The organism is Luteimonas sp. 9C, from assembly GCF_902506295.1.
Lineage (GTDB): Bacteria > Pseudomonadota > Gammaproteobacteria > Xanthomonadales > Xanthomonadaceae > Luteimonas.
Map to the genome: position 1 here is coordinate 2,039,425 of NZ_LR733312.1, position 15,439 is coordinate 2,054,863.

Annotated in this window: 17 protein-coding genes; 4 read left to right on the forward strand and 13 right to left on the reverse strand. The window is 69.5% G+C overall.

What is annotated here, in order from left to right; translation table 11 throughout:
- Positions 1-41: 41 nt before the first annotated feature.
- A complete protein-coding gene (gene ubiE / locus CURTO8I2_RS09345) occupies positions 42-803 on the reverse strand; it encodes a bifunctional demethylmenaquinone methyltransferase/2-methoxy-6-polyprenyl-1,4-benzoquinol methylase UbiE (RefSeq protein WP_159680625.1) in 762 nt (253 codons plus the stop codon).
- 103 nt (positions 804-906) lie between these two features.
- Between ubiE and CURTO8I2_RS09350 the strand changes: the two genes are divergently transcribed.
- The 4 genes from CURTO8I2_RS09350 to CURTO8I2_RS09365 all read left to right on the forward strand — a co-directional run bounded on the left by CURTO8I2_RS09350 (position 907) and on the right by CURTO8I2_RS09365 (position 5,963).
- Complete coding sequence (locus CURTO8I2_RS09350; RefSeq protein ID WP_159680627.1) at positions 907-1,362, forward strand: nucleoside deaminase; 456 nt, start codon at positions 907-909, stop codon at positions 1,360-1,362.
- Positions 1,363-1,542: 180 nt separating this feature from the next.
- Positions 1,543-3,021 carry a SulP family inorganic anion transporter gene (locus CURTO8I2_RS09355; protein ID WP_236551052.1) on the forward strand — a complete coding sequence of 493 codons (1,479 nt, stop codon included), beginning with the start codon at positions 1,543-1,545 and terminating at the stop codon, positions 3,019-3,021.
- 111 nt (positions 3,022-3,132) lie between these two features.
- Positions 3,133-4,842, forward strand: a complete 1,710-nt coding sequence (locus CURTO8I2_RS09360) for an MFS transporter (protein ID WP_159680628.1) — start codon at positions 3,133-3,135, stop codon at positions 4,840-4,842.
- On the forward strand, positions 4,839-5,963 hold the full coding sequence (locus CURTO8I2_RS09365) for an HlyD family secretion protein (protein ID WP_159680630.1): 1,125 nt from the start codon (positions 4,839-4,841) through the stop codon (positions 5,961-5,963). The genes CURTO8I2_RS09360 and CURTO8I2_RS09365 overlap by 4 nt, the downstream gene beginning before the upstream one ends.
- 79 nt (positions 5,964-6,042) lie before the next feature.
- Here CURTO8I2_RS09365 and CURTO8I2_RS09370 read toward each other — a convergent pair whose 3' ends face one another.
- The 12 genes from CURTO8I2_RS09370 to CURTO8I2_RS09425 form a co-directional block, all read right to left on the reverse strand.
- Entirely contained in the window at positions 6,043-6,690 is a 648-nt protein-coding gene (locus tag CURTO8I2_RS09370) for an AAA family ATPase (RefSeq protein WP_201295496.1), read from the reverse strand.
- A gap of 2 nt (positions 6,691-6,692) precedes the next feature.
- Complete coding sequence (locus CURTO8I2_RS09375) at positions 6,693-7,043, reverse strand: type II toxin-antitoxin system prevent-host-death family antitoxin (protein ID WP_255475809.1); 351 nt, start codon at positions 7,041-7,043, stop codon at positions 6,693-6,695.
- A 92-nt stretch (positions 7,044-7,135) separates the two neighbouring features.
- Positions 7,136-7,579: a hypothetical protein gene (locus CURTO8I2_RS09380; protein WP_159680633.1), complete on the reverse strand. Its 444-nt coding sequence runs from the start codon at positions 7,577-7,579 to the stop codon at positions 7,136-7,138.
- 51 nt (positions 7,580-7,630) lie between these two features.
- Positions 7,631-8,833 carry a DUF1176 domain-containing protein gene (locus tag CURTO8I2_RS09385; protein ID WP_159680635.1) on the reverse strand — a complete coding sequence of 401 codons (1,203 nt, stop codon included), beginning with the start codon at positions 8,831-8,833 and terminating at the stop codon, positions 7,631-7,633.
- Between the two features lie 70 nt (positions 8,834-8,903).
- A complete protein-coding gene (gene hslU / locus CURTO8I2_RS09390) occupies positions 8,904-10,289 on the reverse strand; it encodes an ATP-dependent protease ATPase subunit HslU (protein WP_159680637.1) in 1,386 nt (461 codons plus the stop codon).
- Between the two features lie 91 nt (positions 10,290-10,380).
- Positions 10,381-10,935, reverse strand: a complete 555-nt coding sequence (hslV, locus tag CURTO8I2_RS09395; RefSeq protein WP_159680638.1) for an ATP-dependent protease subunit HslV — start codon at positions 10,933-10,935, stop codon at positions 10,381-10,383.
- Positions 10,936-11,003: 68 nt separating this feature from the next.
- A complete protein-coding gene (locus CURTO8I2_RS09400) occupies positions 11,004-11,393 on the reverse strand; it encodes a hypothetical protein (RefSeq protein WP_159680640.1) in 390 nt (129 codons plus the stop codon).
- 43 nt (positions 11,394-11,436) lie between these two features.
- On the reverse strand, positions 11,437-12,588 hold the full coding sequence (locus tag CURTO8I2_RS09405; RefSeq protein WP_159680641.1) for a hypothetical protein: 1,152 nt from the start codon (positions 12,586-12,588) through the stop codon (positions 11,437-11,439).
- Positions 12,589-12,618: 30 nt separating this feature from the next.
- Positions 12,619-13,503, reverse strand: coding sequence for a tyrosine recombinase XerC (gene xerC, locus CURTO8I2_RS09410; RefSeq protein ID WP_159680643.1), 885 nt, complete (start codon positions 13,501-13,503; stop codon positions 12,619-12,621).
- Positions 13,504-13,513: 10 nt separating this feature from the next.
- Positions 13,514-14,191, reverse strand: coding sequence for a DUF484 family protein (locus tag CURTO8I2_RS09415; protein WP_159680645.1), 678 nt, complete (start codon positions 14,189-14,191; stop codon positions 13,514-13,516).
- Positions 14,191-15,030: a diaminopimelate epimerase gene (gene dapF / locus CURTO8I2_RS09420; RefSeq protein ID WP_236551136.1), complete on the reverse strand. Its 840-nt coding sequence runs from the start codon at positions 15,028-15,030 to the stop codon at positions 14,191-14,193. Before dapF ends, CURTO8I2_RS09415 begins: the two co-directional genes overlap by 1 nt.
- A gap of 37 nt (positions 15,031-15,067) precedes the next feature.
- Complete coding sequence (locus CURTO8I2_RS09425) at positions 15,068-15,367, reverse strand: hypothetical protein (RefSeq protein WP_159680647.1); 300 nt, start codon at positions 15,365-15,367, stop codon at positions 15,068-15,070.
- Between the last annotated feature and the right edge of the window lie 72 nt (positions 15,368-15,439).

Consider the following 15,439-nt stretch of genomic DNA (forward strand, 5'->3'; position numbering starts at 1 on the left):
GTCAGGGTTGTCCCCAGCGCGCGCCGCCGCGTTGCGCGGTCTCAGGCCTTGTAGCCGTCGTGGATCGCGACGATCCCGCCGCTGAGGTTGCGATACCTGCAACGCGCGAAACCCGCCGCTTCCATCATGCCCTTGAGCGCATCCTGCGGCGGATGCTTGCGGATCGACTCCGACAGGTACTGGTAGCTGTCGCTGTCGCGCGCGAACAGCTTGCCCAGGCGCGGCATGATCTGGAAGGAGTGGAAGTCGTAGATCGGCTTGAACCAGTCCGCCTTCACTTCCGAGAATTCCAGCACGCGCGCCTGGCCGCCGACCTTCAGCACGCGCAGCATCTCGCGCAACGCGGCATCCTTGTCGGTGACGTTGCGCAGGCCGAAGGCGATCGTCACCAGATCGAAACTGGCGTCCGGGAACGGCAGCGTCTCGGCGTTGCACTGCACGTATTCGAAGCCGCGCACGTTGCCGCGGTCGGTCATGCGGTCGCGGCCGACCCGCAGCATGGAGGCGTTGATGTCGCCGAGCACCAGTTCGCCGGATTCACCGACGCGCGGTTTCAGCAGCGCGGCGATGTCGCCGGTGCCGCCGGCCAGATCGAGCACGCGGTCGCCGGTGCGCACCTGCGCGGTCGCGGCGAAGTAGCGCTTCCACACCCGGTGGATACCCAGGCTCATCAGGTCGTTCATCAGGTCGTAGTTGCCCGCGACCGAAGAGAACACCTCGCCGACCAGCTTCTGCTTCTCGCCGGTGGGGACGTCGCGGAAACCGAAATGGGTGGTGCCGGGCTTGCTGGAGTCGTCGTTCATGCCCGCGATTATCCCTCATCCGCCGATGCGCGCCCGTGTACGCGGCTCGACCGCAGCCTCCGCTGCCGTCAGACTCGTGCGCCACGTGCCCACGATGTGCCCGATGATCGCCACGCCCGACTACCCCGCCCTGCTCGACACCGCCATTGCCGAAGCCCGCCAGGGTCTGGCCGAAGGCGGCATTCCGATCGGCGCGGCGCTGTACCACCAGGACGGACGCCTGCTCGGCTGCGGCCACAACCGGCGTGTGCAGGAAAGCGATCCGTCGATCCACGGCGAGACCGACGCCTTCCGCAAGGCCGGCCGCCAGCGCTCCTACCGCGACACGATCATGGTCACGACCCTGGCGCCGTGCTGGTACTGCAGCGGGCTGGTGCGCCAGTTCGGCATCGGCACTGTCGTCGTCGGCGAGTCGCAGACCTTCCAGGGCGGCATCGACTGGCTGCGCGAGGCCGGCGTCGAGGTGATCGACCTGCAGAGCCAGGCATGCGTGGACCTGCTCGGCGGTTTCATCGCCGCGTATCCCGAGGTCTGGAACGAGGACATCGGCGAGGACTGAGGCCTGCCGCGACCCACTGCGCTAGACTGCGCACCCCGCGTCACCCGCCCTGCCCTTCGATGACGACCACGCCACCATAGCCGCCCCGTCCGCGCCGCCCACCGGGCGACGCCGCGCTATGCCATGCACCGTCATTCCGCCGGCCACGCCGCCGTGTCCGGCCCTGCCAGGGCTTTTTCCATGCATCCCAGAATTCCGCTGCGCCAGCAATGGCTCGGCAATGTACGCGGCGACGTGCTCGCCGGACTCGTCGTCGCGCTCGCACTGATTCCCGAAGCGATCGCGTTCTCGATCATCGCCGGCGTCGATCCGCGCGTCGGCCTCTACGCCTCGTTCTCGATGGCCGTGGTCACCGCGATCGTCGGCGGCCGACCCGCGATGATTTCCGCCGCCACCGGCGCGATGGCGCTCGTGATGGTGACGCTGGTGCGCGACCACGGCCTGCAGTATTTGCTGGTCGCCACGCTGCTCGCCGGCGCGTTCCAGATCCTCGCCGGCGTGCTCAAGCTCGCATCGTTGATGCGCTTCGTGTCGCGCTCGGTGATCACCGGCTTCGTCAATGCGCTGGCGATCCTGATCTTCGCGGCGCAGCTGCCGGAACTGATCGGCATGCCGTGGACGGTCTATGCGCTGTGCGCCGCGGCGCTGGCGATCATCTACGGGCTGCCGCGCCTCACCCGCGCGGTGCCGTCGCCGCTGGTGGCGATCGTCGCGATGACCGTGCTGGTCGCCGCGATGGGCATCGACGTGCGCACGGTGTCCGACATGGGCGCGCTGCCCGACAGCCTGCCGGTGTTCCTGCTGCCCGACGTGCCGTGGACGCTGGAGACCTTGCGCATCGTGCTGCCGGTGTCGGCGACGCTCGCCGTGGTCGGCCTGCTCGAATCGCTACTGACCGCGCGCATCGTCGACGACATGACCGACACGCCCAGCGACAAGCACCGCGAATGCGTGGGCCAGGGCGCGGCCAACATCGCCACCGGTTTCCTCGGTGGCATGGCCGGCTGCGCGATGATCGGCCAGTCGGTGATCAACGTGAAATCCGGTGGCCGCGGGCGGCTGTCGTCGATGGTCGCGGGCACCGTGCTGCTGGCGCTGGTGGTGTTCGCCGGGCCGTGGGTCGGCATGATTCCGATGGCCGCGCTGGTCGCGGTGATGATCATGGTCTCGATCGGCACCTTCAGCTGGCAGTCGCTGCGGGACCTGCGCCGGCATCCGGCGGGCTCGAGCGTGGTGATGCTCAGCACCGTCGTCGTGACCGTGGCCACGCACGATCTCGCCAAGGGCGTGCTGACCGGCGTCCTGCTGTCGGCGCTGTTCTTCGCCCGGCGCGTCGGCCGGCTGCTCGATGTCGAGGATTCGCTCGAAGACGACGGCACCCGCCGCTACACCGTACGCGGCCAGGTGTTCTTCGCATCGGCCAATGCGTTCGGCGATGCCTTCGATCTGCTGGAACCGGCGCGGCGCGTGGTGATCGACCTGACCCATGCGCACTTCTGGGACCTCAGCGCGATCGGCGCCCTCGACACCGTGGTGATGAAGCTTCGCGCGCGCGGCGTCGACGTCGACGTGCTGGGGCTCAATGCCGCGAGCGCGACGCTGGTCGAGCGGCTGGGCGTGCACGACAAGCCGGATGCGCGCCTGTCCTCGGGGCACTGAACCACCTGCCCGCGGCGCGTGGCGGACGCGTGAAACCGGCCTCCGCGAGACCGGACACTGCATGCCGCCGCGCGGCTTGTCCTGATCCGGGCCGCGGCCCAGACTGGCGCCATGTCGAGCCCGCCGCCTGCCACGCCGCCTGCCGCGGTTCCGGATCGGGCCGCGCTGCGCTACGCGCCCCGCGACTGGGCGCCGCACGAACGGCCGATGATGCCGGGCTCGCCGTCGACGCCGCTGCATTCCATGCGGCGGCGTGTCGCGTTCGGCCTCGTCGGGTTCATCGTTGCGATCACCGGCGGCCTCGGCAACGCGCTGGTCACCGCGAACCTGGTCAACCTGCAGGGCGCGCTCGGCGCGTATGCATCGGAGATCGCGTGGCTGCCGGCGGCCTATGTGATGACCAACGTGTCGATGAACATCCTGCTGGTGAAGTTCCGCCAGCAGTTCGGCCTGCGGCTGTTCACCGAGGCGTTCCTGATCCTCTATGCGCTGATCACCCTGGCGCATCTGTTCGTCAACGATCTGGGCTCGGCGATCGCGGTGCGCGCCGGGCACGGCATCGCCGGCGCGGCGCTCAACACGCTGGGCCTGTACTACATGCTGCAGGCCTTTCCGCAGAAACATCGCCTGCGCGGCCTGGTGATCGGCCTGGGCATCGGGCAGCTCGCATTGCCGCTGGCGCGTGTGTTCTCGACCGAACTGCTGGAGTTCGGCGAGTGGCGCGGACTGTACATGTTCGAACTCGGGCTGGCGCTGGTCGCACTCGGCGGCGTGCTGCTGCTGAAGCTGCCACCCGGGGACCGCCACAAGGCGTTCGAGCCCCTGGATTTCCTGACCTTCGGACTGTTCGCGCCCGGCGTCGCCCTGCTGACCGCGGTGCTGGTGCAGGGCCGGCTCGCCTGGTGGACCGAAACCGCCTGGCTGGGCTGGGCGCTGGCCGCCTCGGTGGTGCTGGTGACGGCGGCGATCGCGATCGAACACGTCCGCGCGCGTCCGCTGCTCAACACGCGCTGGCTGGCGACCGGGCCGATGCTGCGGCTGGCGCTGGCGATCGTGCTGATCCGCATCGTGCTGTCGGAACAGGCCACCGGCGCGGTCGGCTTCCTGCAGGCGCTCGGCCTGGGCACCGAACAGATGCGCATGCTGTTCGGGATCGTGCTCGTCGGCAGCGTCGCCGGCCTTGCGACGAGCGCGCTGACGATCGATCCCGCGCGCACCTGGCAGCCGGTGCTGATCTCGCTGGCGCTGATGATGACCGGCGCGCTGATGGATGCGCAGGCCAGTAACGTCACCCGGCCCGAGCAGATGTACGTGAGCCAGTTCCTGCTCGCCTTCGGCAGCACGTTCTTCCTCGGCCCGATGCTGATCGCGGGCATCGGCCCGGTGATCAGCCAGCCGCGCAACCTGATCAGTTTCGTCGTGCTGTTCGGCATGACCCAGAACCTCGGCGGGCTGCTCGGCTCGGCGCTGCTGGGGACCTTCCAGACCGTGCGCGAGAAATTCCATTCCAGCGTGCTGACCGAGAATCTGAGCCTGCTCGATCCGCTGGTGGCCGCGCGCGTGCAGGCCACCGCCAACGGCTACGCCGCGACGATCGCCGATCCCGCCCAGCGCAACGCGCTGGCCGTGCGCGCACTCGGCAGCGCGGCCACGCGCGAGGCCAACGTGCTGGCCTACAACGACGTGTTCCTGCTGATCGCCTTCATCGCGTTCTGCACGCTGGTGTGGATCATCGCGTCGCGGATCTGGGCGCACGTCCGGGCCACGCCGGCCGCTCCCGCACCGTCACCGCCCTCCGCCGCCGCCACGGAATCCGCATGAGCACACCCGCCCCGTCGCCTCTCCCCGAACAGCCGGCTGCGCCGTCGCGACGCAAGCGCGTGCTGCAGATCGCCGCGTTCGCCGCGGTCGCCCTGACCGGGGTGCTGCTGGTGCTCTACGCCTGGCGCCTGCCGCCGTTCGGCAGCAGCGTGCAGAGCACCGAGAACGCGACCGTGCGCGGCCGCGTCACGCTGATCGCGCCGCAGGTCTCGGGCTACGTCACCGACGTCGCCGTGCAGGATTTCGAAGCGGTGAAGCGGGGCCAGCTGCTGGTGACGATCGACGAACGCATCTACCGCCAGCGCTTCGAACAGGCGGAAGCCAACCTGCGCGTGCAGCAGGCCGCGCTGGAAAACGCCACGCAATCGCGTCGCAGTGCCGAAGCCGGCATCGCGCGCAGCGCCGCCGACATCGCCGCGACGCGGGCGCAGTCGAACGTCGCCGCGATCGACCTGCGCCGCATCGAGGAACTGGCGGCGCAGCAACTGATCTCCGAACACGACCGTGACCTGGCCCGCGCCAGCAATGCGCAGGCGCGTGCGTCGGCAGCGCAGGCGCGCGCGGCGCTGGACATCTCCGAGCAGGACGCGCGCAGCGTCGACGTCAACCGCGACAGCCTCGAAGCCGCGGTCGCCAGCGCCGAGGCCGCGGTGCGGCTGGCGAAGATCGATCTCGACAACACGCGCATCACCGCGCCCGACGACGGCCGGCTCGGCCAGGTCACCGTGCGCCAGGGCGCGCTTGTCAACGCCGGCACGCAGCTGATGGCGGTGGTGCCGGCCGATGTCTGGGTGCTGGCGAACATGAAGGAAACGCAGATGGTCGACATGCGCGTCGGTCAGCCGGCGAGCTTCACCGTCGACGCCCTCGGCGGGGCGCGGCTGTCCGGTCGCGTCGAACGTATTTCACCCGCGACCGGTTCGGAGTTCAGCGTGCTGCCGGCGGACAACGCGACCGGCAACTTCGTCAAGATCGCGCAGCGGATTCCGGTGCGCATCGCGGTCGATCGCGACCAGCCGCTGGCCGAACGGCTGCGGCCGGGCATGTCGGTCGAGGTGAGCGTGGATACGGGCGCGACGGCGCGCGAAGAGGCCGATGCGCCGGCGCCGCGCACGCCTTGAGTCCGCTGCCGTTGTCCGTCGTTGCAGCGGCGCGTGCCAGTCGAGGGTCCGGTCACGCTGGAACCACGGGCCCGGTGACTCAGCCACCCTGGTCTTCGTAGCCCAGCGCCGCTTCCAGTAACGGTTTCGCCCAGTCCGGCGTCTTTGCCAGCGCGGCCAGATCATCCGCATCCGGCACCACCAGCGCGCCGTCGATCATCTCCAGCAGCAGCACCGGGTCCGGCACCGCGCTGCCACGCGCGACATCGACACTGTTGTCATAGACCTGCAGCTGCGCGAGCACCGGCATCAACGCGATCAGGTTCTCGCGGGCCCGGGTCCAGTGCGCGCGGATGTGGGGGTCGGGAATGTCGTGACCACCCACCGCGACGCGCGCCTGCACGCGCGCGATGTGGTGCTCCGCCGACGACAGGCCGCAGAACCACATCAGGACGTCGTGCGTGCGCGCGGCCTCGGCAATGCGCGCCGGCACGGTAGTGCCACCGAGCGTGGTTTCGAATGCATGGCTGTGGCCGTGGGCCAGCGCGACGTCCAGCCGGCGCACGCCTTCCTGCCAGGCCTCCGCATTCGCTTCGGGCATCGTGCAGCCGGTCGCGGCGGCGAGTTCGCGCGCGAAGGTGTCGGGGTTGAACCATGTCATGCCGGCGCGTTCGAGCAGGTGGCCGCCGACCGAACTCTTGCCGGCGCCGTTGACGCCGGCCAGCACGTAGAGGACCGGACGCGCCACGCTCAGCAGGTCGCGCCGGCCTTGACCTTGCCGCGCAATCGCGCGGGACCGCGCATCGCCCCACGCAGCCGGGCGCCGGCGTCGTCGGCCTGCAGTGCGGCCAGACGCGTATCGAAGCGTGTGCGGAGCGTGTCGAGCGCCGAGCGCTGGGCCGCCCCTGCGGCGTCGAGCGCCTGGAGGATCGCGCCGTACTCCTCGGCCGACAGGATCACCGCCTCGGGCGTGTTGTGGTTCGTCACCACGACCTTGCCGCCGCGGGCGACGGTCTTCATCACCCCGCGCCAGCCGAGCTTCTTGACGTCGGACGCGGGCGTGCGCGGCAGCACGTCGAGGGCATCGAGTTTGAGAGACATGGTCACGGCGGTCGCTCCTGCAGCGGTCACGGGCCAATATACCCCAATTGGCCCATCTGGCCTTTCACGTGACGCCGCTCGCGCCGGCCGGCTCAGCGCCGGTTGAAATGCAGGACCAGCCACAGCCCCAGGGCGAGCAGGTTCACGCCCAGCGCCGCGGTCGATGGACCGGCCAGTGCCAGCCGGAAGGCCTCCGACGGCACCGACCAGTCGAGGTCCACGACCGTGCTGCGACCGAAGCGGACCTGCAGCGGCACCGTGGCGCCCGCGTGCCAAGCATAGCTCAGCCACGGTGTGGCGATGACCGGAATCTGCAGGGCCAGCGCGATCCGCGACAGGCGCGCGCCCAGCGCGTCGCCTTCGAGCAGCAGCACGCCGGCGATCATCGCGAACGTCGACAGCAGCAGGCCGATCACCAGGACCAGCACCGCGCCACCACCGGCCGCGCCGGAGGCCAGACGCAGCAGCGTGCTGGCGAGGCCGTAGAAACCACCGGCGATCTGCAGGATCGCGACGAGTCGAAGCAGCACGGACATGGGCGGCGCACCGGACAGGGCGGGCGATTGTGGCAATGTCGCCGCGCGCGCTCAAGGCGCGGCGGCAGGCTCGGCCACGCGCCACAGCACCGGCCATGCATCGGCGCTCAGACCCCCGCACGTCTGCATCTCGGCGTAGTGCGACAGCTGGAACGCCCGGCCATCGAACTGCCACGTCGCTTCGAAGCCGCAGTCGCCGATGCCGCGGCCCTTCGCGAACTGCGCGAGCGTGCCGGTGACGGCATCCAGGCCCGGGCTCACCAGCAGGTCGAAATCCTCGCTGGGGTGCACGCTGTCGTCGGAGAACTCCGGCGCGGGCAGGGTCAGTCGCGTGACGTCGCTGCCGTCGCGCGCCGCGCGGAACACCAGGCTCGATCCCTGATAGGCGCCGCTGTAGCAGCTGATGAAGACCAGTGCGTGATCCACATCGAGCGGATACGCGGCGTCCTCGCGCGAGACATCGAAATCGCCGCCGGCCGCGTTGCACTCCTGCGCGCGCAGCGCGGAGGTCTGCGACGCACGCACGCTGCGGGTCAGACGCGCGGCATCGGCGTCGGACAACGGCGGCGGTGCCGACGCGGGCCGCACCAGGACCGGCAGCGCCGGCGCCGCAGGGATGGCCGCGGGATCCCGATCCCCACGTCGCACCCACGCACCGGGCGTCTCGAGCCGCTGCTGGTGTTCGTCGATGTAGAGGAGCGCCGCATTGAGGCCCGACAACGACACGCTACGGTCCTGGTCGTCGCCCAGACGTGTGCCGTCGCGGACCAGATCGAGGAAGCGCGCGATCGCTGCAGGATCCTCGATGCGCAGGGCTGCGTTCTCACCGGCATCGCGCTGCCAGGGCAGCGCCGCAATCGCGGGTGCGACGATACCGTCCAGCTGCAATGTCGAGGCGTCCACGTCGGCCCACGGTGCACTGAGCAGCAGCACTTGCGCGCCATCGGCGCCAGCATCGCGGGTTAACGACAGCACCAGTCCCGGCGCGGCGTCGGTGACGCCGATCGCGGCGCAGCTGCGGACGTTGTCGCAGGCGACCGTGACGTCGCGGAAGGTCCGGTAGACCGGCGCGGCCGGCGTGCCGGCCGGTGCCGCGGGCCGTGCGGATGCGTCCGCGGAAGACGCGGCGTCGGTCTCCGGTGGCGCCGCAGGCGCGGCGCTGGATGCCGGCGTCTCCGCATCGCGCTGCGTGCACGCGCCCAGCGAAACCAGCAGCGCCACCAGAAGCACCGACTTGCGAGCAGCATTCGACATCGCGATGTTTCCAACGAAAGGGCCCGCAATGATGCGGGCCCGGGGTTCGAACGCGGTGAACGCGGAGGCGTCAGAGGATGTAGCGGCTCAGATCCTGGTCCTGCACCAGATCGCCCAGTTGCTGGTCGACGTAGGCACGGTCGATGAGCACGGTGCCGCCCTTGTCGGGCGCCTCGAAGCTCAGCGAATCGAGCAGGCGTTCGAGCACGGTGTGCAGACGACGCGCGCCGATGTTCTCCTGCCGCTCGTTGACGTGCGCGGCGATCTCGGCGAGCCGGTCCACCGCGTCCGGTGCGAACGTCAGGCCGACGCCTTCGGTCTTGAGCAGTTGCACGTACTGCGTGGTCAGCGCCGCCTTGGGCTCGGTGAGGATGCGGACGAAATCGTCCTTGGTCAGCGCGGTCAGTTCGACCCGGATCGGGAAGCGGCCCTGCATCTCGGGAATCAGGTCGCTGGGCTTGGCGAGGTGGAACGCGCCCGACGCAATGAAGAGGATGTGGTCGGTCTTCACCGAGCCGTACTTGGTGCTCACCGTGCTGCCTTCGACCAGGGGCAGCAGATCGCGCTGCACGCCTTCGCGGCTGACGTCTGCACCGCTCGACCCGCCTTCGCTGCGCTTGGCGACCTTGTCGATCTCGTCGATAAAGACGATGCCGTGCTGCTCGCAGGCTTCGATCGCCGCCTCGCGCACATCGTCCTCGTTGACCAGCTTGCCGGCCTCGTCCTCGACCAGCTGCGGACGCGCGGCGCGGATCGTCAGCTTGCGCTTGTGGGTCTTGCCGCCACCGAGATTGGCGAACATCTGCCGCAGCTGCTGGCCCATTTCCTCCATGCCCGGCGGGGTCATGATGTCCATGCCCTGCCCGGCGCTGAGTTCGAGTTCGATCTCGCGATCGTCCAGATCACCGGCGCGCAGCTGACGGCGCAGCTTCTGCCGCGTCTCCGATTCCTTCGACGACGGCTCGGCGCCGATATCGACGGTCGCGCTCTGCGCACCGAAACCGAACGCCGGCTGCGCGGCTTCGCGCTTGGGCAGCAGCGCATCGAGGATGCGGTCCTCGGCGCGGTCCTCGGCCTGCGTGCGCACGCGCACCTTGGCCTGTTCGCGGTAGAGCTTGACCGCCGTGTCGGCGAGGTCACGGATGATCTGCTCGACGTCCTTGCCGACGTAGCCCACTTCCGTGAAGCGCGTGGCTTCGACCTTGACGAACGGCGCATTGGCGAGCGTCGCCAGACGGCGCGCGATCTCGGTCTTGCCGACGCCGGTCGGGCCGATCATCAGGATGTTCTTGGGCATGACCTCGTTGCGCAGATCGTCGTCGAGCTGCGCCCGGCGCCAGCGGTTGCGCAGCGCGATCGCGACCGCGCGCTTGGCCGCGTTCTGGCCGACGATGTGGCGGTCGAGTTCCTGCACGATCTCGCGCGGGGTCATGGTCGAGGAATTGGCATTCGTCATGGGAATCGGGTGTCCGTAGAAGCGTGGGCGGGTGCGCGCGACCGGCCGGCGCATGCGACCCGGGGGATCGACACGCGCCGCCGCAGATCGATCACAGCTCTTCGACCACCACGTTGCGGTTGGTGTAGATGCAGATGTCGCCGGCGATGTTGAGCGACTCAACGGCGACGGTGCGCGCATCGAGTTCGGTATGCGCGAGCAGCGCGCGCGCGGCCGACAGCGCGTAGGAGCCGCCGGAACCGATCGCGATGATGCCGTCGTCGGGTTCGATGATGTCGCCGTTGCCGCTGATGATCAGCGAGGTCTCCGCATCGGCGACCGCGAGCAGCGCCTCGAGCTTTCCGTAGCGGCGATCGGTGCGCCAGTCCTTGACCAGCTCCACCGCGGCGCGCACCAGCTGGCCGCCGTGCTGCTGCAACTTGCCTTCGAACAGTTCGAACAGGGTGAACGCATCGGCGGCGGCGCCGGCGAATCCGGCGAGCACCTTGCCGCCTTCGCCCAGACGACGCACCTTACGCGCGTTGCCTTTCATGATGGTGTGGCCGAGCGTGACCTGGCCATCGCCGGCGACGACCACCTTGCCGCCCTTGCGGATCGACACGATCGTCGTGGCGTGGAATACGTTGGGATTCTGGCTGGGGTCCATGCGGCCTCCAAGGATCGAATCCACTGGATGGGGCCGCACCCGCCCGGATCAAGGCATCCGGGGCTGCGTCAGGGCGTCGCGTTGGCCGCAGGCCCGCGCACGTGGCGATCGAGCCGGCGTCCCGCGCGCACGCCCAGTACCGTCGCGATGCCGGAGACGACGATCGCCATCGCGTTCGCACTCGCCGCATCGGCGAAGGTGAACTGCCCGCCACCGAGGCGCTGCACCACCAGCACGCTCGACAGCCAGCCCACCGCCCACAGCACCAGCGCCGCGCGCATGAACGGCTGCCGCGCGGCGAAGGCACTGCCGGTCGACGACAGCACCCCGGCCTGCACCGCAGTCGACACGGGAGCCACGCCGGACGGCACCGGCGGAAACAGCGACGCAGCCAGCAGGCCCAGCAGCATCTGCAGGGAGACCGACACGGCCAGACCGATGACTGTGCGCAGGCTCATGGGATGGTTTTCAAGATCTAAAGGCGGCGTAACCTAAGCCGAATCAGCCCTTGACGGGTGAGAGACAGGCCTCGACCGGGTCGTCCGGCACGACGACATGGCCCAGGGGCTGCCGGCCGTCGGGGTGCTCTCGCTCGATGCGGTAGCGGCCGGGCGACAGCCACAGCGACGCGATGCGGGCATCCTTCGGGACGCGCATCTGATCGCGTGCGATCGCAAGCGCCGGATCGCCCGACGCGAAGGCGCGCAACAGGGTTTCACCTTCTACCGGCGCGATGCAGATCGCGGTCTGCGCACCGAGCACCGACTTCGCGGCTTCGACCGCTGCCGAGGGATGCAGGACCATCAGATCGGCATCTCCAGAGCCGCGTACGGGCGCGCCATCACGCCACGCGACCTGCGCCGATGCGGACTGCATCGGCCATTCCTCCACGCTGTCTGGACACGCTGTCGCGGACTGCTGGATCGTCAGCGGTTCGATGCCGGTGTCCGCGATGAAACGCGCGGCCATCCAGCCATCCTCGGCCACTTTGGAAATGTGCGAGCCCCCGGCATACACGAGCAAGCGGCGTCCGGGATTGTGCTCGAGCCAGTCGGCGAGATTGCGCGCTTGCCCCGCCTCGCGCGCAGCGCGATCGTTGCCGTTCATCGCCTCGTAGTGGACGAAGTCCCAGCCCAATGCCTGTGCGCGACGCAATGCGGCAGCAAATACGGGATCTGGCGTGTAGAAGCCGATACCAACATCCACCGGACCGCGCTGGAGCTGCGCGGGCGCCTTGCGATTCAGGGTTTCTGCGGCGAGCGCATCGAAACCCTGTGCATGCAGGCGCTCGATCAAACGCAGGAGGAAGGCGCGATGGACCGTACGGAAGTGCGATTCGTTGAGCATCACCACCCGACGCCCGGACGCCGCCTCCGTGATCGCGTCGAGCGCATCGCGGTACTCGGCGCCATCGGGAAACGCGCTCCGGCCGAACAAGGTGCAGCCCCCAGTCTCATCACCGACGAACACGCCGAGCTGCGCCGCCACCTGATCCATCGCCGGCATCTGCCGCACACCGTGCAGAGCGGCAAGCGGCCGATTCTCCTGCAGCCGCTGGTACCAGTCGGACGGCGGCTCGGCTGCGGTCGTCGTCGCGCACGCGACGAAGATCAGAGACGCGACCCATCGCGCTGCAGTCGGGGATATCGGCATGACGGCTTCCTCCATGAAGTCGTTGTGGGATCAGGCCTTGCGCCGCTTCGCCCGCGGATGCGCGGCGTCGTAGACCTTGGCCAGATGCTGGAAATCGAGATGGGTGTAGATCTGCGTGGTCGCGATGTCGGCGTGACCCAGCAGTTCCTGCACGCCGCGCAGATCGCCCGAGGATTCGAGCACGTGGCTCGCGAACGAATGCCGCAGCAGATGCGGATGCACGCGCTTGAACAGGCCCTGGCGCTGCGCCAGCAAGCGCAGGCGCAACTGCACGGCGCGGGCGGTGATCGGCGCGCCGCCACGGCCGGGGAACACCGGCGTCTCCGGCGTGCCGCCGCTTTCGCTGCGCCAGTCGATCAATGCGCGCAGGGCATGACTGCCGACCGGCACGCTGCGCTGGCGGTTGCCCTTGCCGAGCACGGTCACCAGACCACCGTCGAGATCCAGCGCGCGCCAGCGCAGGCCGACCAGCTCCGATAGGCGCAGGCCCGACGAATAGAACAGTTCCAGCAGCGCGCGATCGCGCAGGCCCAGCGGCGCGTCGACCGGCACTTCGACCAGTTGCGTGGCCTCGTCGACGTCGAGCACCTGCGGCAGCTTGCGCGGCGCTTTGGGACCACGCACGCCCGACGCGGGATTCGCGGTCACGTTCCCGTGCTTAAGCAGCCACTGGTAGAAGCTGCGGCATGCCGACAGCCGGCGCTGCAGGCTCTTGGGCGACAGGCCGCCGCGATGGCCGGCCGCGACGAATGCGCGGATGTCCTCCTCCTGCAGGCCGCGCAGATCGCCGCGCGCCTGCACATCCGTCCAGTCGACCAGCGCGGTCAGGTCGCGGCGGTAGGCGTCGAGGGTGTGCACCGACATCCGCCGCTCGATCTGCAGATGGTCGAGGAACGCGTCGACGTCGGCGTGCATGCGCGTGCGCTCAGGCGGCGGTGTCGAACCGTCGCATCGCGGTGGCGAACGCCTCGCACATCATGCGCAGGAACAGCGTGCCCATGCCCGGATAGAAGCGGTTCGCGTCGCGGCTGCCCACCGCCACCAGGCCGACACCGGCCAGCGGCAGCAGCGCGCTCGACTGCACCTCGTCGACGCGCGGGCCGTACAGCAACGACTGCTTGTCCGGATGCAGGCGGCCGCACAGCGGCTCCTCGTCCTTGAGACAGTCGACGAAGGGCTGCAACAGGCGGTCGTCACGCGCGACGACCTGCAACCAGTCCTCCTCCAGTCCTGGCACCGGCGCGAACAGCACGAGGCGCACCAGATCGCCGTTGAAGTCTTCCGCCAGCGTGGCGGCGAGCGCGCGCACGGTGGACGCGGCGTCGGACTGGCGCATCAGCGCCAGCGTGAGCTGGTGGGTGCGCACCGCGAGACGTTCGTTCTCCTGCGAGATCGCATAGAGGTCGCGCAGGCGCTTGGACAGTTCGCGGTTCTTGTCGCGCAGCACTTCCAGCTGGTAGCTCGCCAGCGATGCCGCCGGCCCGTCCTCGCGCGGCACGACCAGCGTCAGCGCCAGATCCGGGAACTGCTGCAGGAACGTCGGGTGACGACGCAACCAGGTGGCGACTTCGTGTGCGCCGAGTTTCTCGGTCGTTTCGCTCATCACAACTCCCCTTCGAAAACGAATGCGGCCGGACCGGCCATCGACAAGGTGACATCGTCGGCCGGCCAGTCGATCTGCAGCGTGCCGCCGGGCAACGAGACCGCGACCTCGCGCCCGGTGCGACCCCGCCGCGCGAGCACCGCGACGGCCGCGCACGCACCACTGCCGCAGGCCAGCGTCTCGCCGACGCCGCGCTCGAACACGCGCAGGCGGATGCGGTCATCGGCGATCACCTGGGCGAAGCCGACGTTGACCGATTCGGGAAACCACGGCGAGGCCTGCAGCGCGCGGCCGATGTGTTCGACGTCCGCAGAATCGACATCGTCGACTTCGATCACCGCATGCGGATTGCCCATCGACGCCGCGCCGAAGGCGAGCCTGCCCACGCCCTCGACCGGCAGCGTGTACAGCGGCAGCGGCGTGTCGACGCCGGCCATCGGAATCCGCGCGGGCGCGAACACCGGCACACCCATCGCGATGCGGTAGCCGTCGCCGGCCCGCGTGACCGCGTGCAGACCGGCCGGGCTCTCCAGCACGAAGGCCTCCGTGTCCACCCCGTCGCGGACCAGCCACGCGGCGACGCAGCGCGCGCCGTTGCCGCACTGCTGGGACGCCGACCCGTCCGCGTTCCAGATGCGGTAGCGCGCGACCGCGCCGGACGCGCGCGGGGTTTCGATGGTGAGGATCTGGTCGCAGCCGACGCCGGTGTGGCGGTCGGCCAGCGCGCGACACTGCGTGGCATCGGGCGGCGGCAGATCGCCGCGCAGGTCCAGCACGACGAAGTCGTTGCCGGCACCGTGCATCTTGGTGAAGCGCAGCGGGGACACGGTCCGGACCATCAGCAACGGCAGGCGGGCGAACGGGTGTCGCGAGGAATCACGGCGTTCCGGTGGCCGGCGGCACGTCGCGGATCATCGGCACCGGCGGCGTGCCGGTCGCATCGTCGGTGGCACTGTCGGTCGTGCCGTCGTCGGTGGCCTCTGCGTCGGCATCGTCCTCCCACGCCGCGTCTTCTTCGGCGTCGAGCTGTTCCTGGGTCGGAATCGACGACTTGAAGATGTAGCGGCCACGGTCTTCCGGCGGCACCTGGCGGGGCTGCAGGAGATCGGCCTTGTTGCCGCAGGCGGACAACAGCAGCGTGGCGGCGAGCATCGGCAGAAGAGGACGGGTAGGCATGCGCGGAAGTGTAGCCCGCCGCGTCGCGGTCGACACCACCGGCGATGCCGTTCAGATGACCGCGCGGTGACG

What these genes read in the sequence shown, in the direction of transcription:
- CURTO8I2_RS09355 (WP_236551052.1), top strand. Translation starts at nt 1,543, where the DNA reads ATGCATCCCAGAATTCCGCTGCGCCAGCAATGGCTCGGCAATGTACGC.
- CURTO8I2_RS09425 (WP_159680647.1), bottom strand. Translation starts at nt 15,367, where the DNA reads ATGCCTACCCGTCCTCTTCTGCCGATGCTCGCCGCCACGCTGCTGTTG.
- xerC (WP_159680643.1), bottom strand. Translation starts at nt 13,503, where the DNA reads ATGCACGCCGACGTCGACGCGTTCCTCGACCATCTGCAGATCGAGCGG.
- CURTO8I2_RS09350 (WP_159680627.1), top strand. Translation starts at nt 907, where the DNA reads ATGATCGCCACGCCCGACTACCCCGCCCTGCTCGACACCGCCATTGCC.
- ubiE (WP_159680625.1), bottom strand. Translation starts at nt 803, where the DNA reads ATGAACGACGACTCCAGCAAGCCCGGCACCACCCATTTCGGTTTCCGC.
- dapF (WP_236551136.1), bottom strand. Translation starts at nt 15,030, where the DNA reads ATGGTCCGGACCGTGTCCCCGCTGCGCTTCACCAAGATGCACGGTGCC.
- CURTO8I2_RS09375 (WP_255475809.1), bottom strand. Translation starts at nt 7,043, where the DNA reads ATGTCTCTCAAACTCGATGCCCTCGACGTGCTGCCGCGCACGCCCGCG.
- hslV (WP_159680638.1), bottom strand. Translation starts at nt 10,935, where the DNA reads ATGGACCCCAGCCAGAATCCCAACGTATTCCACGCCACGACGATCGTG.
- CURTO8I2_RS09405 (WP_159680641.1), bottom strand. Translation starts at nt 12,588, where the DNA reads ATGCCGATATCCCCGACTGCAGCGCGATGGGTCGCGTCTCTGATCTTC.
- CURTO8I2_RS09365 (WP_159680630.1), top strand. Translation starts at nt 4,839, where the DNA reads ATGAGCACACCCGCCCCGTCGCCTCTCCCCGAACAGCCGGCTGCGCCG.
- CURTO8I2_RS09360 (WP_159680628.1), top strand. Translation starts at nt 3,133, where the DNA reads ATGTCGAGCCCGCCGCCTGCCACGCCGCCTGCCGCGGTTCCGGATCGG.
- CURTO8I2_RS09385 (WP_159680635.1), bottom strand. Translation starts at nt 8,833, where the DNA reads ATGTCGAATGCTGCTCGCAAGTCGGTGCTTCTGGTGGCGCTGCTGGTT.
- hslU (WP_159680637.1), bottom strand. Translation starts at nt 10,289, where the DNA reads ATGACGAATGCCAATTCCTCGACCATGACCCCGCGCGAGATCGTGCAG.
- CURTO8I2_RS09415 (WP_159680645.1), bottom strand. Translation starts at nt 14,191, where the DNA reads ATGAGCGAAACGACCGAGAAACTCGGCGCACACGAAGTCGCCACCTGG.
- CURTO8I2_RS09380 (WP_159680633.1), bottom strand. Translation starts at nt 7,579, where the DNA reads ATGTCCGTGCTGCTTCGACTCGTCGCGATCCTGCAGATCGCCGGTGGT.
- CURTO8I2_RS09400 (WP_159680640.1), bottom strand. Translation starts at nt 11,393, where the DNA reads ATGAGCCTGCGCACAGTCATCGGTCTGGCCGTGTCGGTCTCCCTGCAG.